A 21,851-nucleotide genomic window follows, 5' to 3' on the forward strand; every position below is an offset into this window, starting at 1 on the left:
ACGAGTTACCAGTTGTGGATTGCGAGTGTACTGGCAACCCACAACTGGTAACTCATCACTCTTAGGCTTTTTTCTTCTTGATAATCAGGGCGTCGCGGTAGGCGGCGTTGAGTTTGTCGATGACGGCGTTCCACTGCGCAAACTGGCTGGGCTGGAGCATGAGGTAGTCCACATACACGTCCTTTTCCTGCACAATTTTGTTGCCCTGGCGCTCGTAGCGAATCTTGAAGCCTAGCACCGGGTCGGTGGCCTCAGCGTTGGTAGGCAGGTATTCCACCTCGTAGCCGGCTGGAATTTCAAACTCGGTGCGGGTGTGGTTGGTGTGCGCGTACTCGTTCACGCGGGGCAGGCGGCGCGTGGCCGGGTCGATGCGGTCGGCGGCGTAGGGCTGCTCCAGGTTCAGGTTCACGTAGATTTCGTCGTCGAGCTGCTGCACGTAGTCCTGCAAGCGGTACTCGTAGTCGATAGTGAGCGGCTGCTCGCGGGTATCGAGGTTGCCGACGGCGTATTTATCCACGAAAAACTTGTTGTTGCCGCGCTCCAGCAGCGCCTTCACGTACTTGGCCTCGTCGGTTTTGTTGGTGCCGTCGAGGGCGTAGGAGCGCTCTACCTTGGGGTAGCCATCCAGCGCCAGCTTGCCTTTGCCGCGCAGCCCGTTGCCCTCCAGCACCACCTGCGACACGTCGCTGACGAGGTTGCGCTCCTTGGGCATCACGGGCACGGTGGCCACTTTGCACTGCTTGGCGTCCACAGCCAGCAGGGCTTCCTTACCCTGAATAAAGGCCGAAGGCATCCCAAAGGGCGTGTATTTGCTGGTGGCATCCAGAAACACGTACTGCCCCGGCTTCGGCTCGTATGCCGCAATCATGTGGTTGTCGACGCCGGGCGTGGCCAGTTCGGAGTAGCGGTAGGGTAGGTCGCGGGTGCCAATCCAGGTGAGGTAGGACTTCACGCCGGCCATGCGTAGCATCTCGTGCGTGAGGTTGGCCATGTCCTTGCAGTCGCCATAGCGCTTGCCGCATACCAGCCCGGCATCGCGCGGGATAAAGCCGCTCATGCCGTTCTCGAAGGCCACGTAGCGCACATTGTCCTGCACCCAGTAGTACACGCGGCGCACGCGCTCCTGCTCGGTCTTGGCCCCTACCACCAGCGAGTCAACGATGTGGCGCAGGGCGGGGCTTTCCTGCTTGTCCACGTTGGCCGTGAAGCCGGAGTACATGGCGTACAGGTCCTCTACCCCACCCAGCACTTTGCGCGGCTGCCCGGCAGCGGGTGCTTCTTCAATATAGTATACAATGTGCGGCAGGTAGTACGCCGCCGCCGGACCATCCTCGTCGCGGGGTGGGCTGGGCAGGTTGTCGGCCGTCCAGCGGTAGATAACATTGCCGCCTTTCTCCTGGCGGGTGAACTGAATGGGCGTTTGCTCGGCGTGAAAAACCTTGTAGTTGATTTTCACCGCTTTGGGTGCCGTGATGGTCAGCTCGGCGTGGCGGGTAGGCACGTAGGAGCCCACGTAGAATGGCATCATAAACCGGGCGTCGGGCTGGCGCACGGTGTAGTCGCTCACGGTGCGCACGCCGGGCGCCACGGCCGGAAAGCTGAAGGTAGTGGCCCGCGTATCGTCGAAGAAAATGCCCGGCTGCATCTCAAACTTCTCCTTGAAGCTGGTCACCTTCATGGCCTTATAGCCGTTGCCAACGGGCACCATGGTTTGGGCTTCCAGCTTCTGCAACCGGCTGAAGTGCGAGCTGTATACCTTGTCGTTGGCGTACATGCTCGACTGCGCCCCCAGGTGCAGCATATCATAGTGGTGGCGCGTGAGCACCTGCACCGAGTCGCCCTTCAGCGTCACGTTCAGGTCCTGCCGATACTCTAGATACACCGCTTTTTCGGTGGGATACTGCTCCTTCATCTGGGTTAGCAGCTGCAAGGGCTGCTGGGCGCGGGCGCCGGTTACCAGGCCCAGCGCCAGCAGCGCCCACAGGCTGCCCCGACGGTAATAATCACTTGCTGCCATACACATAAGTATCCCAGTAGACGTCCGTTTTGGTGGGCTTCCCCTGAGTGTTATAGTAAATAGTTGGACCGCATTTTTCGCCGCAACGGTAGGTTTCTTCGCGCTCCGGCGTGCCGTCGGGGCGGTAGTAGCGGCTCCGGCCGTGCAGCTCATCGTGCTGATACTGCTCCTCTTCAAAAGGCTTGCCAGTGGGGTAGTACGTGGTGAGCAACCCGCTTAATACGCCATCTTTATGCTGAATTCGGCGGTACACCTGCCCGGTGCTGTAATAGTAGGTGCGGGCGCCTTCCGTATCGCCCTGGCGGTAGGTTTCCTCGGCGGCCGTTTTGCCGTTGGCGAAGGTTGTTTTCAAGGAGCCGGTTACCGGCACGGGCTTGTACTCGCCGGTTGGGCGGCCGTCGGGGCCGGGGCCGCGGTAGCGCACGGGTAGGCCGTTCTCGTATACTTTCTCCAGCATCAGCTCGCCCAGGCGGTTGTAGCTGAGCGTGGGGCCGTGCCGCTCGCCCCCGGCGTAGGTGGTGCGGTACTCCACTTTGCCGTCTTCAAAATACGTAAGCCACTCCCCCATCAAGTCGCCATTCTCGTAGGTGCCGGTGCTAAGCAGGGCGCCGGAGGGGTAGTACATTTTCCACGGTCCTACCCGCACGCCGTGGTGGAACTGGCCCTCGGCGGCCAGCTTGCCGTTGGGGTGGTAGGCGCGGTGGGGGCCGGCATTCTGGTCTCGGTCGCGGGTGGTGGCGTACTGCACCTGGCCCGTGGGCGTGTACCACACGGCCTGGCCCGTCTCGGTAAAGCAGTTGATGTCGGTTTTGAACAAGGGCTTGCCACCGGGGTAGGCCAGCGTATAGCTCTTGGTTTTGGGCGTCAGCGCCACGTGGCTCAGCACTTGCCCGGTAGAGTCGTAGGCGGTTATCTGCACCAGGCGGTCCTGCTCATACTGCTTTTCTTTGGTGAGCTGCCCGGTAGGCGCGTAGCTCTGCGACAGGCCATTCAGGTCGCCGTTGAGGAAGTTGTAGGTTTCGCTCAGGCGGCCGTCGGCGTAGTAGTCGTGCCACGGCCCTTGCTGCTGCCCGCGCTGGTAGAAGCCGTTGCGGCGGGGCTGCCCGTCCATGTAAAACGTTTCGTAGTAGCCGTCGGCCTCGTCATTGTGGTACTGCTGGCGGGCCTGCACCCGGCCATTCACGAAGTAGCTTTCCTCCAAACCCTCCTGCTTGCCCTGGGTGTAGTGGCGCACCTTGGAGGGGGTACCGCTGCGGTGCAGCCAGCGCCACTCGCCTTCCATCAGACCATCGGTGTAGGTGCCGGTCAGGTAGGGCGTGCCGTCGGGGCGAAAGCCCTGGATGGTGGTTTTGCCTTTCCGGGCCACGTCGGTCTGGTTGATGGTCTTGCCGGCTTTGTCGAGGTAGGCGGTGCGCGTTACGCGGCCGTGGTCGTAGGTGAACTCCGCGAACAGTTTGCCGACCTCGTCGAAGTCGCGGTAGGACCCGTGCAGCTCGCCCGAGTTGTCGTAGCTGATTTCGGTGCTGGGCTTGCCATCGGCGTAGAACTCGCGCCACGTGCCCGTGCGCTTGCCCTGGGCAAACGTGCCGGCGTTGTGCACCTGCCCGTTGGGGTAGTAATCGGTGTAGGCGCCGTGCAACTCGCCCTTTTCATAAGTGCCTTTCTTTTCCAGGTTTTTAGTAGGACCAAACACCTCAAAGGCCCCGTTCAACTCCCCGTTGAGGTAGGCGTACCGGTACTCCACGGTGCCGTCGGGGTAGTAGGCGGTTTCAGGGCCGTCCTGCTTGTCGGCTTTGTACTGCTCGCGGCGTCTTACCTTACCATCGGCGTAATAAAACACCGCTTCGCCGTTGATGGCGCCATTGCGGTAGGGCCGCACCTCGCGCACAATGCCGCAGTAATAGTATAGTTTGGCGTCGCCCTCGGGCTCCCCATTGCGGTAGGCTCCCTCAATTGATAGCTCGCCGTTGTCGAAATATTCTTTGTACGAGCCCTCCTGCTTGCCCGCCGCGTAGTCCAGTACCTTGTGCAGCTGGCCGTTGTCGTAATACTCGTGCCACGTGCCTGTGCGCTCCCCATTCGGCGAAAAAGCACCCTCCGACACTACGTAACCGGGCGCCTGCACCATCATCCAGTCGCCGCGCAGGTGCATTTTGCCGTCTTTGCCTACTTCGCCTTCCCCAAACCCATCGAGGCTGCCTTCGCTGTCGTACCAGGCTTTCATCCGAACGGGCTTGCCCTGGCGCTGCACCACTTGGTAGGCCCGCAGCTCGTTGAGCGCGTCGGCGCCGGCGCTGCCCACGGCTTCCACCTTTTTCTTGTTCGACTTCACCCACTGTGCCGGCTTCTTATCATCGGCTGACATAAGAATAAGGTAGGTGAAGGCCGTGAGGTTGTCGTTCTTGCGCAGGGTAGCTACCAGCGGCCCATACGTGCGCAGCCAGAAATCCGACTCGGCCGCCGCGCCGGTAGCCGCCGGAAACTTCTCTACCAGCAGCTGCAACTGCTTCACCACGTTCGCATTAAACTTCACCTTAGAGGTGTAGTCGTTGCGCAGGGCAACTTTGGAGTTCAGCAGCAAATCCAGCTCCTGAAAATTCTCGTTTGGCACAAAGGGCTTCACGCGCTCTTTCTCCTCCACTTCCAGTGTACCCGAAGCCAGCTGCTCCAGCGACACCAGCACACCATTGCTCTGCTCTGTATCGGGCCGAATCGCCAGGTAAGTCATCAGGCTAAGCATAGCCCGCGCTGTCTGCCCTTGCTGTGCTGCCAAACCACCCAGTAGAAAGTGACTGTTGGCGTGGGTAGGATTCAGCTCCAGGCTACGCTGCAAGCTGGCCAGCGCCTCGGCGTAGCGGCCATTATTTTTCTGCGTGACGCCCTGATTATACCACAGCGTTTGGCTGTACGGAAACCGGCGCAGGCCCTCGGTGTAGGCCTGCAACGCTTCGGGTATATGGTTCTGCTGCTCTTCTGCCTCAGCCAGGACAACGTAGGGCTCCGCATCGTTGGTGTGCAGGGCAATAGCCCGGCGGCTGACATCGGCGGCCTCTTTATACTGCTTGTTGGAGAGGTACGACAGGCTCAACTCGCCCAGCACCCGCACGTAGGCTGTGTCGCTAGAGGGCACGGTGCGGTATTGGGCAATGGCGCCGGCATAGTCGCCCTTGTCGTGCAGGGCTACGGCGTCGCGGAGAATTTGTGTGGAGTTGGGAAGGGTAGGCAGCGAGGTTTGTTGTGCCTGGGCCGCACTACCGGCCGCTACCAATAGGGCCACCAGGGCCGGACGGGTAAACTTACGCATTCAACTAACTGAATAGAACTATAATTACTTGATAAAGCACCAGGATCAACCCGAAGGCTATTATCACTGCCACAATAATATCACTATTGTTGCATCTAACCTGAACCGTTCGTGCGTTTTAGATGAAATTTTGGGGTAGTGCATCTGCTCTGCGCATCATTAAAGCACAGCCGCATGTACTACCTTATAGGTCACACAAAAAAGGCCGACTTCACAGCCGGCCTTTCTCTTGTTCTTAGTATTGCTATTGCACACCGCCTTAGCGGTTGAAACTCACGTTGCCGTAGCGCACTTTGATGTTTACGTTGCTGGCGTTGCGGGCCTGCACCGCCCCAAAGCTACCCTGCGTATCGCTGGAGGCCTCGTTGCTTTCTTCGGAGGCTACTTTCACCATCTCCTTGTCAACCAACAGCTTGCCGTGGTCGGTATTCACATCGAAGTTGAAGCCCGCATCGGCGGCAAAGTTGAGTAGGAAGGTGCTATAGCCACCGTCGAGGTTGATCTGGCGGAAGTTCTTGCCCGTGTTACGCACCTCAAAAGCCGGGCAGTACTGCACTTTCATGTCCAGCTTGTTGTCGAGCTTGTCGATGCTGAACTTGGAGAAGCCCGACGAGCCGCTGAGGCTATGCACGGTACCCAGCACTACGTCGCCGTACTTACTGTGCACGGTCAGGTCCTGCACCGTACCCATGTCGATATCCGAGTAGTTGTTGCGCAGTTCAATGGTCTTACCGGCGTTCAAGCGCAGGCGGGAGTAGCAGGCGTCGATGGTAGCGGCGCGGGCGTAGGCTACAGTGGCCTGGCCGTTGCTCACGCGCACGGCATTTTGCGCGCCATCCAGACGGCCAGCACGCAGTTGCCCGTAGTGCACGGCCAGGTCGGTGCTGCCGGTCAGGTCACCGTTGATGCTGATTTCGCCGAAGGTGTTCTGGAGCTTCAGCGGCGTGTTTTTGGGTAGCCAGATGGTGTAGTTTACTTCGTAGATGCGGCGCTTGCTCCAGCATTCCTTGGGCATCAGTCCAAAGCGCGAGCGGGCCGACACGCCGCCCGTGGCCGGGTCGTTGGCCAACAGCTGCACCTGAATCATGTCCTGGAGCTGCTGGGCTTTCTCATCCGTCGAAGCACGCGTAATCACTTCCACATCCGTCCGGATTTCCTTGCGGCTCCATGTATTGATCTGCACGCGGCCGTAGCGAGTTTCCAGGGCATAGCTTTTGCCCGGCACAGCAGCAAACGTGCGGCTCAGCTTGCGAGACTTTTCTACGGCAATAGCACCGGGGTCTTGTGCAGGCATTTCACCTTGTGCCGGGGCTTCGCCTTGCACGGCAGTAGTGGTGCCTTGGGCAGGAACCGTTTGCTGGTGCGCGGCCGTAGCTGCTTCGGCCGCAGCCGGCTGCCGGTAGAACTCCCCGGTCGTTTCCGCAGTTTGGGCGTAGCTCAAAGAGGCGCCTGCGCACAAAAACGCTGTCCACAGGGTTCTACCCCAGCCTGCACGTGTAAACCAGTGGCTCATTTGCGACGATGATTATCGGCCAGCGCAAAGGGCTCTTCGTATGCTTGTACCTGCTCGTGTGTGCGCAATTGTTGGTTCAGAATATCCAGCCGGATTTGCAGGTTACGGTTCATGGCGTCCAGCACCACATCGGGCTCGGGGTTGCGGTACAGCTCCACACGTAGCTGCCGGTAGGTGGAGTCCAGCGCAGTTAATTCCTGGCGCCAGTCGGCGTCGGGGGTAGCGATGGTGGCTGTTTCCAGCTCATGCAAATCAGCTTGGCGCTCCCGAATCTGGGTAGCGTAGTAGGCTTCCATGCGCTGCACGGCCGTGGCTAGGCGCTGGGCCGGCGCATTAGAAGCTTCTACCGCCATCGGCTCGCCGCCCAGATAAAGCGGCAAATTAGAGGTAGCAGCTGTTGCCGAAGAGGCACTTGAAGTTGTTGACTGGGTAGCCCAGCCGGAGTTATTTTGGGTGGTAGTCTGCCAGAAATAGCCACTGCCAGCTAGCAGTAAAGCCGCGCAAGCAGCAGCCCAGGCATAGCGACGACGCATGGGCTGTGTTTCGGCTACAGGAATATGGGTAGGGGTAGCAACTGGTTGCGTCGGGGCATCATCTGCCACAATGCGCAAGGGAGCAGGCGCTGGAGTTGCCGGAGCATCCAGGGCTTGGTCTAAGTCGTCCCATAAGTCGGGGCGGGGCTCAAACGCGTCGAAGTCGGCGCGATGCCGCTCCACGAAAGCCTCTAGTCCGTTGGGGTTCTTGTTCATACTCAATAGAGCTATACACAGCCACATCTGGCCACGGTCAACTGTCCGCTGTGTATACGATGGGTGGTGGAATAACGCGTCTGGGGCCGCGGGGGTTTTACAATCCGTGTTGCCGGGCAAGTTCTAACAGCTTCTTACGCGCCCGGCTATACTGTGATTTGGAAGTTGATTCGGTGATGTCGAGAATACCGGCTATTTCGGCGTGGTCGTAGCCTTCGAGCAGGTACAGCGAGAGTACAACCCGATACCCGTCGGGAAGTTCCTGCACGCAGCGGCGCACCACGTCGGCGCGCCAGTGCAGCTCCTGCGCATCGGCCTCCGAGAAGTGGCTGTCGGCGTCGCTGCCGGCCGCGTCGTGCTGCTCTCCTAAAGGCACCACTTGCAGCCGACGGTTGCGTAGGCAGTTGATACTTTTGTTGATCACGATGCGCTTCAGCCAGGAGCCAAACGACGAATCGCCCTTGTAGCTGTGCAGCTCCCGGAACGCACTCAGAAACGCCTCCTGCAACACGTCCTCGGCCTCGGCAAAGTCGCCGGTGATGCGCAAAGAAGCGTTGAACATGGCTTTCGAGTAGCGTTTATAAATCTCCGCCTGCGCACGCCGGTCGCCGAGGCGGCAGCGTTCTACAAGCGGGGCATTGATGTCGGTATACGCGAAAGCTTCCATGCAAAAGACGTTCAGGGTTTCGGAATCAGGTTAGCTGTCCAATATCCGAAATTCTGGGCTAAGCTGCTAGTTTCAGCGGGTAAGCAGGAGAAAGACAAGTGATTGAGGAGGAAGGTTGCAAGGGCCGACACTTTCCTTCTAACAGGCAAAATCCCCGCCGAATACACGACGGGGAGTAATGTTGTTTCCTATTCAGTATAAAATAGAGTGCGAGGGTAGGAATACTGCTCTACCACCACTTTTCAGCTGGCTTACAAGCTATTGCACCCAACCACGGGCAGCTACAAGCCGCCCCTACCCTCATACATCAAATCGTATGCCCTGCGCCAAGGGCAGCTCGCGGGAGTAGTTAATGGTGTTGGTCTGGCGGCGCATATACACTTTCCAGGCGTCGGAGCCGGACTCGCGGCCGCCGCCGGTGTCTTTTTCGCCGCCAAAGGCCCCCCCAATTTCAGCGCCCGAGGTGCCAATGTTTACGTTGGCAATGCCACAGTCGGAGCCGGTGGCGGCCAGGTAGGCTTCAGCTTCGCGTAGGTTGAGGGTGAAAATGCTGGACGACAGACCCTGACGCACGCCATTTTGCAGGGCAATGGCCTCCTGCACGTCGCCACTGTACCGGATCAGGTAGAGAATCGGGGCAAAGGTTTCTTCCTGCACCGTGTGGTAGTGGTTTTCGGCCAATACCACCGCGGGGCGCACATAGGTACCGGTTTCGTAGCCGGGGCCGCTCAGCACGTCGCCGCCGGCCAGCACCGTGCCGCCTTCCTGTTGCAAGCTGGCCAGAGCCTTGGTAAAGGCCTCCACGGCTGGCTTGTCGATGAGCGGACCTACCAACGTGCCGTTGGCCAGGGGATGACCAATGGGTAGGTTGGGGTAGATTTTGAGCAGGCGCGCCTGCACGTCCTCAAAAATAGAGTCGTGGATGATGAGCCGGCGCGTGGTGGTGCAGCGCTGCCCAGCCGTACCTACCGCCCCAAATACCACGGCGCGCATGGCAATATCCAGGTCAGCATGCTCGGTGAGGATAATGGCGTTGTTGCCGCCCAGCTCCAGCAGCGACTTGCCCAAGCGGGCGCCCACCGCCGCGCCTACCTGCTTGCCCATGCGGGTGCTACCCGTAGCCGACACCAGCGGAATCCGCTCGTCGGCGGCCATGGCTGCCCCTACCCCCGCATCGCCGATAATCAGGTTGAAGATGCCCTCGGGCAGGTCGTTTTCCTTGAGCACCTGTGCTACCAGATGCTGCACGGCTACCGCCACCAGGGGTGTTTTTTCGGAGGGTTTCCAGATACACACGTCGCCGCACACAGCGGCCAGCATAGCGTTCCAACTCCACACGGCCACCGGAAAGTTGAAGGCCGAGATGATGCCTACCACGCCCAGCGGGTGGTACTGGTCATACATGCGGTGGGCGGGGCGCTCGGAGTGCATCGTGAAGCCGTGCAACTGCCGCGAAAGACCCACAGCAAAGTCGCAGATATCAATCATTTCCTGCACTTCGCCCAAGCCTTCCTGCTCAATCTTACCCATCTCGTAGCTCACCAGCTTTCCTAGCGGCGCTTTGTATTCGCGCAGCTTGTTGCCGATTTGTCGCACCACGTCGCCGCGCTTGGGCGCAGGCACCAGGCGCCAGGCCGTGAAGGCTTCCTGAGCGGCTTTCACTACCTGCTCGTAGTCCTCGGGGGTAGCCAGCTGCACCTGCGCAATCAGTTGCCCATCGGCAGGCGAGTGGATGGCCCGCTGTGGCCCGTTGCCTACCTTGCTCCAGTAGCGGCCGGTAGAATAGGCAGCGTTTTCGGGCTGCACGCCCAGTTCCTGCAATACCGTTTGGATGCCATGCGGATCTTCGGGTGCGGGGGCCGCGCCGGTGGCGGCAGCTTCTTCGAGGGCTTGTTTCATGTCAGAAAGGGTAGAGGTGTTGGGGTGGGAGAACAAACGCCGTTGCTTGCGCTGGACGTCTTACGTAGTATAACAAAGCTAACAAACATCGGCGCGACGTAAGGCTATCTGTTAGCTTTCCTACCTGAATAGGCGATAACAAAAGCAGGTAACACTACTTGACAATTACCTGTCATTCTGCGCTTGCGAAAGCCTCTCTCACGCAAGAATAATGCTCGTAACAACGACTCGTTCTCCTGTGAGAAGGTTCTTCGCAAGCGCAGGAGAACAGCCGCCTTTTGCGTCACCCTACCCTACCCCTCTCACGGTGCCAGCGCCCGTAGCGCCGCTAGCGCTTCTTCGGTTTCCTTGCGCTCTTTCTGGTACTCGCGCTGGTCTTCGTCGGCGTCGTGGCCGCCGAGCTGGTCGGTTTGTTGGGCCAGGGTGGGCACGCCCTGGACGAAGTAGGTGAGTAACTCGGAGCGCAGACTAGGTGAAAGGTGCTCGAAGTGATGCTTATGTAGCTCGCGCAGCAGCTCGCCATACGTGGCATCGGCCAGATGGTAGATGGTAGGGCGCATGGGCTGGCCGGTGTCGAGGTTGGTGTTGAGCAGGTGCGGGTCGAGGGCGGCCGTGTCGCGGGGAAGTGCGGCGGTAAGGGCGCCGTACTCCCTTAATACCACACGGTAGCTTTGCCGAAACTTCTGCTCGCCGGCCGGGCTGGGCAGCTCAAAGGCGTACGTTTGCAACGGACCTATTTTGGGAAGCAGGTTAATCAGCTTGGCCACCACCCGCGCCCCGAAACCGGGCTTCTTGTACTCGGTACCAAACTCGCGCTCAAACTTGCGGCGGTTGGTCTTGTAGAGGTACTCGCGGCGGCGCGCCCGGGGGCTTACCCGTCGGATTTCCTTGCGCTGACTATGCCACGCTGCCCGCGCCGCCGCTGGCAACAACTGGTTCACGGCAAACCGAAACGACGCCACGCTCACATCCACGTTTGGAAACACCTGCCCCAGTTCCAGCCCATACGTCTGCTGAAAGGCCCGTTCCAGCACGTCTTTGCTCACCCGAAACCCGATGGCCTTGTGGTAGTCCTGGGTGCGGTAGCGGCCGGCAGCCACTTGTACTACATCAAACGAAAACTCCAACTCGGTGTGGCGGATAGGTGCGTTTTCGTAAGTCACTACGGGGCCGTACCTGGTGCGCAGGTCCTCATACACGGTGGGCATAATCTGGTTGGTGCCCTCGGGGTGGCCCACGTTGTCGGCGGCGTAGTGCGAGAGGGCGCCTAGGGCAAAGGCATACTCGTTGCGGGTCCGGGCCTGCCGCAAGAGGTTGCGCACAAAGTCGCCGCTGCGTACGTAGTGCGTGAGGTCGGTAAAAAACTCCACGCCCAGCGGGTAGTACCCCATGTCCTGAATGATGGCGCCGCCATAGGCGTAGCTTTTGGCTTCGGCGAGCTGTACGGAGTCAGCACCGGGGTAGCGCTGGCGCAGCAGCGGCACCAGGCGCTGGTCCCAGGTGGAATCGATAACGGCCTGGTGAGTAAGTACCGAGTAGGCAGCGGCCGGCGCGGCCGGCAAGGTCAGCAACAAGAGCAACAAGAGGCGGGAAAACATGTGGGAAGGTAGGCAGCTGAACTTGAACTGTGCTTAACCAATAAAGCCACGCAACGGTTGTGTTTTGCGCTTCTGCTCAATGGTCGAAGCGCTAATTTGTCTGCCAAGAAGTCCATCAGAGCAGTAGAATAGGGGAAATAATATATTCAACAAAATGCGTAGATTACCTAACCCACCTCTTTTTTACCCCCTATGCACGCCCCCACCTGCTCCCTCGCCTACCGCCCCGACTTGGGGTCCCTCATCGTGCGCTGGCCCGACGATGCGCCCTTCCCTACCCTGCAAGCCGACTTTGAGGCCATTCTGGCCGTAGCCGAGCAGAACGGCACGGCTCGCTGGCTGCTCGACGTGCGCCGTCGTGCCCACCTCGACCCACAGCTCGGCGACTGGACCACCCGTATCTTCTTCCCGCACGCGGCCGCCCGGCTGGCTCCGCAGGCGCTGCGCCTGTCGGTGCTGTGCTCTCCGGCACGCATGGCGGTGTATGCGGCCAGCGCGGAGCAGCAGAGCTACCTGGCCCACGGCATTGCCCACCAGGCGTATCAGATGCACCTAGTGTGCGACGAAGGTAAGGCCATGGAATGGCTATTGGAATAGGCAGCACCTGATTGAAGAATATCCCGCTACTATCAAGCCTCTCCCGCTATCTATTTCTTTCGGGACTTCCGCACGAATCGTCTGCCGGTCCAACGCCAGAAGCGTCTAACTGGTTGCCGTCTGCTGACGTTGCACGAATGATCTGCGAACGTGGCAAACGACTCGTGCGGAAGTCCCGCCGTCACAAAAAAAAGCTCCTAACCATGCGGTTGGGAGCTTTCTGTTTTGTTACAAGCAAGACATTGTTTAGCCGGCCTGCCCAATGGGGTAGTAGGCTTCGCGGCCGTCGGGGTACACGCCTTTCAGGAGTACGCCTTCGCTGTCTTTGGCCGCTTCGAGGTAGCGTTGCACATCTTGCGGTTTGGATACTTTGTGCTTGTCAATCTCCGTGATGATGAAACCATCGGCGATGCCCGTGCGGCGGAAGTTGCTGCTCCGAATGCCGGTGATTTTCACACCACCTTGCAGGTCCAGCTTGCTGGCCTCCTGGCGCGATACGGCACTGAGGGTAGCACCTTCATACTTCACACTGGCAGCAGCCACTTCCTCGCGCACGATATCGGTGGTGCCGGTGGCGTTATGTAGGGTAGCGGTAGCAGTGCGGGTGTCGGAGCCGCGCAGGTAGCTTACCTTTATCTTGTCGCCGGGGCGGAAGCGGGCCACCTGCTCTTGCAGTTGCGAGGAGGTATTCACGCTTACTCCGTTGATAGAGGTGATGATGTCGCCCTCTTGCAAGCCCGCGGCGGCGGCGGCGCTTCCTTTGTTGGCACCGGCTACATATACCCCGTTGAGGCTGCTCAACTTCTTCTCGGCGGCCAGCTGGGCATTCACCTCCTGGATATTCACACCTAACAGGGCGCGTTGCACCACTTTGTACTTCAGCAGGTCGTCTACCACCTTGCTCACAATAGAACTAGGCACGGCAAATGAATAGCCTTCAAACGCACCCGAGTGCGAGGCAATGGCCGAGTTAATGCCAACCAAGTCGCCTTTCAGATTCACAAGCGCACCGCCCGAGTTACCGGGATTCACCACGGCGTCGGTCTGCAAAAACGACTCGATGCCCATGTTGTCCTCGCGGCGCAGGATGTTGATGTTGCGGCCTTTGGCGGAGATAATACCGGCTGTGACGGTGGAATTCAGGTTGAAGGGGTTGCCCACGGCCAGTACCCACTCGCCAATCTTCACGTCGTCGGAGTTGCCGTAGCGCACGAAGGGTAGGTTGTCGGCTTCCACCTTCAGCACAGCAATGTCCGTAGTGGGGTCGGCGCCTACCAGCTTAGCTTTGAACTTGCGCTTATCGTCCATCACCACCTCAATCTTATCGGCCTTCTCAATCACGTGGTTGTTCGTGACGATGTAGCCGTTGGCGGCAATGATAACTCCGGAGCCCGAGCCCATCTGCGGGCCGCGCTGCTGGTGGTAGCCCCGCATATCTTCACCAAAGAACTGACGCAGGAACGGGTCCATACCCGACTCGCCTTGTTCCTGGCTTATTTTCGGAGCGTATTCTGTCATCACGTGCACCACAGCGGGCGTCACGGAAGCGGCAGCAGCCACGAAGTTCAGGCCTTCGGGCACGGCATAGTTAGAAGAGCGCAGTGCGCTGGTATAACGAACATTGGGGTCGGCGGCTACCACTTGCTGCGGGGTGTCCACGGTGGGTTCCAGCAGTTTGTAACCACCCACGGCCACGCCCCCGCCCAGGATAGCGGAGCCTACGAGGCCGAGCATCATTTGTCTTGCTTGCATGGGATAGAAAGAGGGTTGGAAATTGAAAACAGTCTTAAAGTAGAAATTCTAAATGACAAAACCATGAACGACTAGCCGTTTTGGTTGGCTAACGGAGGAGCCCAGCCGCTTGGTATAGGTTGCATTAAAACAACGCTATATCAAAGAAAAAAGCTCCGTGCGGAGCCTTTTTCTTGAGTCAAATAACTAGCGTACTTCGATGTGGTGCTTGGTCACTTTGTCGGTGTCGAAGGGCAGTTGCACGTGCAGCAAGCCGTCGGTCAAATCAGCCACAATGGCCTTGGTATTCACCGTGTCGGGTAGGCGGAAGCTGCGAGTGAAGGTGCCGTAGCTGGTTTCTACCCGACGGAAGCGTGGGGCGTTGTCCTCGCCCTCGGCGGCCACCAGAGCTTTGCGCTCTCCTTTGATGGTGAGCTTGCCTTCCTCCACATCGAGGCTCAGGCTGTCTTTGGCCACGCCGGGCACTGCCAGCACCAGTTCATAACCATCTTTCGACTCCAGCACATCAGTGCTCGGTACAAACGAAGTGGCGGGCTCAGTAGCAGCCGGCAGCGTTTCGCGCAGCAGCTCGTTGAAGACCGTATTGAAGGGGCGCGCCGGACGGCGGGCGGGCAGGTTGTTATAAAGCAGAGTTGCCATATTGGTACTGTAGAAGTTAAGGTTTAAGGAGGAACTACATCGTGTTCCTACCCCTATTCTATAAATTCTATACCAACGGCTATCTGCGCTATATTTTAATGACTTTTTGTCTCATTACAAATAATATAGCGGTCATAAGTATGAAATATTTTCAGTGTATAATAGCAATACTACTCATATACGCACTTTCATCAAAATCTAGCGCACGCCATAATGTCACTATCCTATCTAGTGTTGGGTAGGTAACTGGCGCCGCTCAAACATGCTACCACCCCGGAATAGTGTGAAGCGCGCATCCAGCCCTAGCACGGGCGTTATAAGGTTACTAGCTCCAGCCGCTCGGATAATGTTCCCATCATTATCTAAACGTGCTAACGCAAAAATATAGGTGGTTTGATATCCAAACCATGGGGTAAAGTCGAAGCGGTTGGAGAGGCGTATGCCTACCTCCGCACGGGCATAACCGAAGTCAATAAACCGCTCTTTCAGTTGAGTAGCTTCGTCACGCTGGAAACGTAGGTAAGCAGTAGCCTGATATGCAAGACGTGGCCGCAGCACTATCTGTTCTCCTACCGGCACCAGTCGATCCAAGTCGAGGCGCAGGCTCGTCTGAGCGCGGCTCTCGCTGCCCGGTGTACCAAGTACTTCGTACGTCACGCCTAGACGCTGCCGGAAATTAAACCCGCCGAACGTATTCCAGTGCCGCACAAATAGCTCCGGCGTAAGGTCAGCATAGACTCTGCTTACATCACTGCCGTTACGATAAACAGAATACGCATCCACGCCCAATGTAGCGCCGCCACTCCATTGCGCATTCCAGAATTTCTCATACCCCAATAAAACACCCAACCGCTCCAATCCATCATCATCGCTAGTGGGATTGATAGAATTACGCAGACTCACTAGCAGGTAATCGTCACCATGCAGTGCATACTCAGCTTGTAGCTGTGGCAATAAGCGTATATCGTTCACAGTACGATACTGAGCAATGGCGCTAGTAGCCAGTAGAAATAGCCCGGTCAGCAGGGCAAAGGGGATAGCGAATTTCATAAAACACGGTGGATATAACAGCAGCGACTTATTTGGCTGGCAGCGCGGCCAACTCGTGTAGCGCCAGCCACGCCATCAGGCCAGGCCCTACCTCTAAAGCCTGCTTGTCGATGTCGAAGGTTGGCGTGTGTACGGAGGCCGCGTAGCGCCCGTCGGCAGCGCGGGTGCCCAGGCGGTAGAAGCAGGCATCGGATACCTGTGAATAGTAAGCAAAATCTTCGGCGGCCATCCACTGGTCCAGTTCCACCACGTTGTCGGCGCCGAGGTAGGCTTCGGCGGCTTGGCGGGTGCGGGCCGTGAGGCGGGGTTCGTTTTCGAGGTAGGGGTAGCCGCGGCGGATTTCCAACTCGCAGGTGGCACCCATGCTGGCAGCCAAGCCTTCGCAAAGCGTACGCAGGTGCTGGTGCGCCTCATTGCGCCACTCTTCGTTCAGGGTCCGGAACGTTCCCTCGATATACACCTCATTGGGAATGACGTTGGTAGCGCCGTTGGCAATCACCTTCCCAAACGACAGCACCGAGGGCAGCTTAGGACTGGCCCGCCGACTCACAATCTGCTGGGCCGCCACAATAATGTGGGCCGCTACCACCACCGGGTCGATGTTTTGCTCGGGCATGGCGCCGTGGCCGCCCTTGCCGCGCACGGTCAGGTAGAGCTCGTCGGTACTGGCCATGTAGCGCCCAGCCCGAAGCCCAATTTTGCCAGCTGGCAAATGCGGAAACACGTGCTGGCCCAGCACACTCTGCGGCCGCGGGTTTTCCAACACGCCATCCTTGATCATCAGCGAAGCGCCACCGGGTAGTAATTCCTCGCCGGGTTGAAACAACAGTTTGATGGTACCCTCAAACTCATCGCGTACCTGCGTTAGAATGCGAGCCGCGCCTAACAAAGAGGCCGTGTGCACGTCGTGCCCGCAGGCATGCATCACACCGGGGTTAGTCGATTTGTAGGGCACCTCGTTCTGCTCCTGGATGGGTAGGGCGTCCATATCGGCCCGTAGGGCTACCACCCGGCTTTCGGGGTTGCGACCTTCGATAAGGGCCACCAAGCCAGTTCCCGCTACCGGCTGCGGCTCTATGCCCAACTGGCGCAGTTGCTCCGCCACGTAGGCTACCGTATTGGTTTCCTGGAAAGAAAGCTCGGGGTGAGCGTGCAGGTGCTCCCGCACGGCTACGACGTCGGCAGCGTACGCGGCGGCCAGTTGCTGAATTTTCTCGGGCTGAATCATATGTACAAAAGTAGGGCGAAGTTTGGCTTTGCCCTACCTCGCCTATTGCCCCCCTTTACTCAACAGCACCTGCGCCGCCTGCAACTCTGCTTTGGGAGCCAATGGTTTGAGGCGCAACAACGCCTGCTCGGCTTCCAGGCGGGTAAGGTAGTCGCCAATATACAGCCGGTACACCGGCTGTTTGAAGGTCAAGTAATCTGTTTCCTCAGGATAGCGGCTGATAACGGACCGCCGCACGGCCATAGCCTGGTCACGCTCTAGGCCTGCGTAGGCCAAAATGCGGTAACCTTGCGCATACTTCACGTTCAGGTTGGCAGCAGCTTGGTCGCGCAAGCGCTGCTCAATCTGCGTATTCACTTGGTTGGTAGGCACTACCGGCTTTTTGGGTGCCGAGGCTGGGGTAGCAGCTGTGGTAGCAGGCGCTTCAAATACGGGGCGGTACTTGCTTAGGTCCTCGGCCGGCGTGCGCCGGGTGGTATCGGAACGAGAGGCAGTGGGTGCCGAGGGAGAATTGGTGGCACAAGCTGCCACCACGAACAAAGTCGGCAGCAGGAGCACGTTACGGAATAGGCGTTTCATCATGCAGGTCCAGCAGGGCAATGCTGTTAGAGGAGCCAATACGGTCGGCACCGGCCGCAACTAAGGCCAGCGCCGCCGCGCGGGTACGAATGCCCCCGGAGGCTTTAATACGGATAGAGCCCGGCAAATGACGACGCATCAATCGGATATCTGCTACCGTAGCCCCTCGGTTGGCATAGCCAGTAGAAGTCTTCACGAAATCTACCTCTGCCTCGGCGCAGAGCTGGCAAGCCAGCACTATTTCCTCGTCGGAGAGCAGAGCGGTTTCGATAATGACTTTCAGCTTGGCACCGCGCAGGTGGCAAAGTTCTGCTATTTCCCCGATTTCCTCCTCTACCTCCGTGTACTGCCCCGAATGGAAAGCCGCCAGGTTCATCACCATGTCAATTTCCTTGGCGCCATCGTTCAGGGCCTGATGCGTTTCGAAGAATTTCACCTTCGCCAACTGATACCCCAGCGGAAAACCTACCACTGTGCACACGGCCACCCCCGAGCCGGCCAGCTTGCCGGTAGCCCGGCGCACAAAGCACGGTGGCACGCAAACCGAGGCGAACCCATAATGGGCGGCTTCAGTGCAAAGCTTATCGATATCAGCCTGCGTGGCGTCGGGCCGGAGGAGCGTATGGTCGATACGGTGCGCAAGCGTGGTAGTCACTTCCATGAGGGCGAACAGGTTAGCATTCGGTTAACAGGGGGGCTATACTCAATAACTGTGCAAAGAATACGCAGGGCGTTGGTCCTTCCGAAAACAAACAGTGGCAGAAGGAATAAATCCAACTGCCACTGAGTAATTTATGCAGGTAGAATCGCTTACGCTTCCTCTACTAATACGCACCGACCGCTGGCCAGATCGTCCTCTACAGTCTTATATTTCACGTCGCTTACAATGCGGCCGTCCATGTACTGCACGCTCACCTTCTCGTTGCGATTCGCGATTTTCTGCACCCGCACGGGTTGCTGTTTTTCCAGTACTACCGGCTCGTCGGGACCCATGTCTTCCGGCCCAGCGCCCAGCGAGATAGACGACACTTCTTTCTGCGCTTTCAGCTTGGGCGCGGGCGCAGGTGCTGGCAACTCGTCTTCGACATAGAACTCGGGCTCCTCAGCCTGGCCGTTCTGCTGGTTGGGCACGTCGGCGTGGAACAGGAACGTGACGGTTTCCTCGTTCACCTTACCAATCATCTGCTTGAACAGCTCAAACGACTCAAACTTATACACCAAAAGCGGGTCTTTCTGCTCGTACACGGCGTTCTGCACCACCTGCTTCAGGTCGTCCATGGCGCGTAGGTGCTTGGTCCAGGCGTCGTCAATCACGGCCAGCACCACTACCTTCTCCATACCCCGAATGATTTCGTGGCCCTGGGTGGCCTGGCTGCGGCGCAGGTTAGCCACGGCGTTTACCTGCTTGCGGCCATCCGTGAAGGGAATGGCGATGTTCTCAAACGGCGCATTCTGGTTGATCAGGTCGTTGATCAGGGGCAGGTTGTGCGACGCGATGAAATCGTTCTTGCTCTGATAGTAGCCTAGGGCTTCGTCGTAGAGGGCCTGCGCGAGCTGGTTCGCCTGCATGCCGCTGAGTTGCTGGGCCGTCAGGTGCGTGTCGTAGCCGAACACGCGGATGATGGCCAGCTTGAAGTCCTCGAAGTCGTTGGTGACTTTGTGGCTGGTTACTACGTCGTCGCAAACGTCGTAAATCATGTTCCAGATGTCCAGCTCCAGACGCTCGCCGAACAGGGCGTTGCGGCGGCGCTTGTACACCACTTCACGCTGGGCATTCATCACGTCGTCGTACTCCAGCAAGCGCTTGCGGGTGCCGAAGTTGTTTTCTTCTACCTTCTTCTGCGCGCGTTCAATAGAAGAGGTAATCATGGAGTGCTGAATCACTTCACCTTCCTCCAGACCCATGCGGTCCATGAGCTTGGCGATGCGGTCGGAGCCGAACAGGCGCATCAGATTGTCTTCCAGCGACACGAAGAACTGCGAAGAACCTGGGTCGCCCTGACGACCAGCACGACCGCGCAGCTGGCGGTCTACCCGCCGCGACTCGTGCCGCTCGGTGCCGATGATGGCCAGGCCACCCGACTCCTTGGCGGTGCCGCGCAGCTTGATGTCGGTACCGCGGCCGGCCATGTTGGTAGCGATGGTCACGGTGCCGGGGTTGCCGGCGGCGGCCACAATCTCGGCCTCGCGCTGGTTTTGCTTGGCGTTCAGTACCTGGTGCGGAATACCGCGCAGCTTCAGCATGCGGCTTACCAACTCCGAAATTTCAACGGAGGTAGTACCCACCAGCACCGGCCGGCCGGCCTGCACCAGCATTTGAATCTCCTCGGCTACGGCGTTGTACTTCTCGCGTACCGTTTTATAAACTTTGTCGTGCTCATCGTGGCGGGCAATGCCGCGGTTGGTCGGAATCACCACCACGTCGAGCTTGTAGATTTCCCAGAACTCGCCGGCCTCGGTTTCGGCCGTACCCGTCATGCCGCCCAGCTTGTGGTACATGCGGAAGTAGTTCTGGAGCGTAACAGTAGCGTAGGTTTGGGTGGCGTCTTCCACGCGCACGTTTTCCTTGGCCTCAATGGCCTGGTGCAAACCGTCGGAGTAGCGGCGACCTTCCATAACACGGCCAGTCTGCTCGTCTACGATTTTCACCTTGCCGTCGTCGGTCAGGATGTACTGGTCGTCGCGCTCAAACAGGGTGTAGGCTTTCAGCAGCTGGTTCACGGTGTGCACCCGCTCCGATTTGTCCTGGTAGTCCTGCATCAGTTGGTCTTTCTGGTGCAGCTTATCCTCGTCGCCGAGGGTTTTGTTTTGCTCGATGGCGGCAATTTCGGAGCCGATATCGGGCATGATGAACAAGTGCGGATCTTCGCCCTGGGCCGTAATCAGGTCAATGCCTTTTTCGGTTAGCTCAATCTGGTTGTTTTTCTCGTCGATGGTGAAGTACAGCGGCTCGTCAGCCTTCGGCATTTGCCGGGCGTTGTCTTGCAAATAGAAGTTCTCTGTCTTCTGCATCACAGCACGCATGCCGGTTTCCGACAAGAACTTAATCAGTGGCTTGCTCTTGGGTAGGCCGCGGTGAGCACGGAACAGCATCAAGCCGCCCTGCTCCTCCTCGGGGCCGGTGTTGCCTTCCTTGATGAGCTTGCGGGCCTGCACCAGGTAGTTCTGCACCAACTTGCGCTGGGCATCCACTAACATCTGAATGCGGGGTTTGAGTTGATAGAACTCGTGCACATCGCCGCGAGGCACGGGGCCAGAGATGATGAGCGGCGTACGAGCATCGTCAATCAGTACGGAGTCTACTTCGTCCACAATCGCGAAGTGGTGCTTGCGCTGCACCAGCTCCTGCGGGTCGCGGGCCATGTTGTCGCGCAGGTAGTCGAAGCCAAACTCGTTATTGGTACCGTAGGTGATATCGGCCAGGTAGGCCTGCCGGCGGGCGTCGGTGTTGGGTTGGTGCTTGTCGATGCAATCCACAGTGATACCGTGGAACTCGAACAATGGTGCATTCCACTCCGAGTCACGCTTAGCCAAGTAGTCGTTCACCGTTACCAAGTGCACACCACGGCGAGCCAGCGCGTTCAGGAAAGAAGGTAGGGTCGATACCAGCGTTTTGCCTTCGCCCGTTGCCATTTCGGCAATTTTGCCCTGGTGCAGCACCACGCCGCCAATCAGCTGCACATCGTAGTGCACCATGTCCCAGGTGATTTCGGCACCGGCGGCCATCCACTTGTTCGACCAGGTAGCCTTGTCACCTGAAATCGTAACGTTCTTTTTGCGTTGGGAAATTTCGCGGTCAAAATCAGTAGCCGTTACGACTAGCTGGCCGTTTTCCTTGTAGCGCCGGGCGGTTTCCTTCACGATGGCAAACGCCTCGGGTAGAACTTCCAACAGCACCACTTCCAGATCTTTGTTGCGCTGCTTTTCCAGATCATCAATCTGGTCGAAGATGACTTCCTTTTGGGCGGCGTCTAGGTTAGGCTCGTCGGTGATGCGCTGGTGCAGGGTGCCCAGTTGGCCATCAATGGCGCTCAGGCGCTCATCAATTTTAGCGCGCACCTCGTTGGTGCGCTGGCGCAGCTGGTCGTCGGAGAGCGGTGCCAGTTTGGCATACTCGTCGTTCACGAGTGCCACGTATGGGATAATCTCCTTCAAGTCCCGGTCCGATTTGGTTCCGAAAAGCTTGGCGACGGTCTTCCCTAGAAAGTCAAACATGCTGGTAGTATAGAAAATGAAACGCCGGGGCGCACCTCAAATTT

General features: G+C 58.5%; 15 protein-coding genes. 1 reads left to right on the forward strand and 14 read right to left on the reverse strand.

Translation table 11 applies throughout. From position 1 onward, the window contains the following. Positions 1–61 precede the first annotated feature (61 nt). The 7 genes from F1C16_RS14295 to F1C16_RS14325 all read right to left on the reverse strand — a co-directional run bounded on the left by F1C16_RS14295 (position 62) and on the right by F1C16_RS14325 (position 11,747). On the reverse strand, positions 62–2,017 hold the full coding sequence (locus F1C16_RS14295; RefSeq protein WP_185281313.1) for a DUF3857 domain-containing protein: 1,956 nt from the start codon (positions 2,015–2,017) through the stop codon (positions 62–64). After that, on the reverse strand, positions 2,004–5,321 hold the full coding sequence (locus tag F1C16_RS14300; RefSeq protein WP_185281314.1) for a toxin-antitoxin system YwqK family antitoxin: 3,318 nt from the start codon (positions 5,319–5,321) through the stop codon (positions 2,004–2,006). The genes F1C16_RS14295 and F1C16_RS14300 overlap by 14 nt, the downstream gene beginning before the upstream one ends. A 259-nt stretch (positions 5,322–5,580) precedes the next feature. Beyond that, positions 5,581–6,762, reverse strand: a complete 1,182-nt coding sequence (locus F1C16_RS14305) for a hypothetical protein (RefSeq protein WP_185281315.1) — start codon at positions 6,760–6,762, stop codon at positions 5,581–5,583. A gap of 68 nt (positions 6,763–6,830) precedes the next feature. Beyond that, entirely contained in the window at positions 6,831–7,583 is a 753-nt protein-coding gene (locus F1C16_RS14310; protein ID WP_185281316.1) for a hypothetical protein, read from the reverse strand. Between the two features lie 97 nt (positions 7,584–7,680). Further along, positions 7,681–8,250, reverse strand: a complete 570-nt coding sequence (locus F1C16_RS14315; RefSeq protein WP_185281317.1) for an RNA polymerase sigma factor — start codon at positions 8,248–8,250, stop codon at positions 7,681–7,683. 300 nt (positions 8,251–8,550) lie between these two features. After that, positions 8,551–10,149: an aldehyde dehydrogenase family protein gene (locus F1C16_RS14320; RefSeq protein ID WP_185281318.1), complete on the reverse strand. Its 1,599-nt coding sequence runs from the start codon at positions 10,147–10,149 to the stop codon at positions 8,551–8,553. 302 nt (positions 10,150–10,451) lie between these two features. Next, positions 10,452–11,747 (reverse strand): zinc dependent phospholipase C family protein, encoded by a 1,296-nt coding sequence (locus F1C16_RS14325; RefSeq protein WP_185281319.1) that lies wholly within the window; start codon positions 11,745–11,747, stop codon positions 10,452–10,454. 192 nt (positions 11,748–11,939) lie between these two features. On the opposite strand from F1C16_RS14325, the gene F1C16_RS14330 reads away from it, so the two are divergent. Continuing rightward, complete coding sequence (locus F1C16_RS14330; protein WP_185281320.1) at positions 11,940–12,344, forward strand: hypothetical protein; 405 nt, start codon at positions 11,940–11,942, stop codon at positions 12,342–12,344. A gap of 246 nt (positions 12,345–12,590) precedes the next feature. On the opposite strand, the gene F1C16_RS14335 is transcribed toward F1C16_RS14330, so the two are convergent. The 7 genes from F1C16_RS14335 to secA form a co-directional block, all read right to left on the reverse strand. Continuing rightward, on the reverse strand, positions 12,591–14,096 hold the full coding sequence (locus F1C16_RS14335; RefSeq protein WP_185281321.1) for a Do family serine endopeptidase: 1,506 nt from the start codon (positions 14,094–14,096) through the stop codon (positions 12,591–12,593). A gap of 186 nt (positions 14,097–14,282) precedes the next feature. Beyond that, positions 14,283–14,735, reverse strand: a complete 453-nt coding sequence (locus F1C16_RS14340; RefSeq protein ID WP_185281322.1) for an Hsp20/alpha crystallin family protein — start codon at positions 14,733–14,735, stop codon at positions 14,283–14,285. A gap of 228 nt (positions 14,736–14,963) precedes the next feature. Next, positions 14,964–15,785 carry a hypothetical protein gene (locus tag F1C16_RS14345; RefSeq protein WP_185281323.1) on the reverse strand — a complete coding sequence of 274 codons (822 nt, stop codon included), beginning with the start codon at positions 15,783–15,785 and terminating at the stop codon, positions 14,964–14,966. A gap of 28 nt (positions 15,786–15,813) precedes the next feature. Next, complete coding sequence (locus F1C16_RS14350) at positions 15,814–17,013, reverse strand: M20 family metallopeptidase (RefSeq protein WP_185281324.1); 1,200 nt, start codon at positions 17,011–17,013, stop codon at positions 15,814–15,816. A gap of 42 nt (positions 17,014–17,055) precedes the next feature. Beyond that, positions 17,056–17,595: an SPOR domain-containing protein gene (locus F1C16_RS14355; protein ID WP_185281325.1), complete on the reverse strand. Its 540-nt coding sequence runs from the start codon at positions 17,593–17,595 to the stop codon at positions 17,056–17,058. After that, entirely contained in the window at positions 17,573–18,253 is a 681-nt protein-coding gene (deoC, locus tag F1C16_RS14360) for a deoxyribose-phosphate aldolase (RefSeq protein WP_185281326.1), read from the reverse strand. The genes F1C16_RS14355 and deoC overlap by 23 nt, the downstream gene beginning before the upstream one ends. 149 nt (positions 18,254–18,402) lie before the next feature. Then, positions 18,403–21,807 (reverse strand): preprotein translocase subunit SecA, encoded by a 3,405-nt coding sequence (secA, locus tag F1C16_RS14365; RefSeq protein ID WP_185281327.1) that lies wholly within the window; start codon positions 21,805–21,807, stop codon positions 18,403–18,405. Positions 21,808–21,851: the final 44 nt, after the last annotated feature.

The organism is Hymenobacter sp. NBH84 (assembly GCF_014217645.1).
Taxonomy (GTDB): Bacteria; Bacteroidota; Bacteroidia; order Cytophagales; family Hymenobacteraceae; genus Hymenobacter; species Hymenobacter profundi.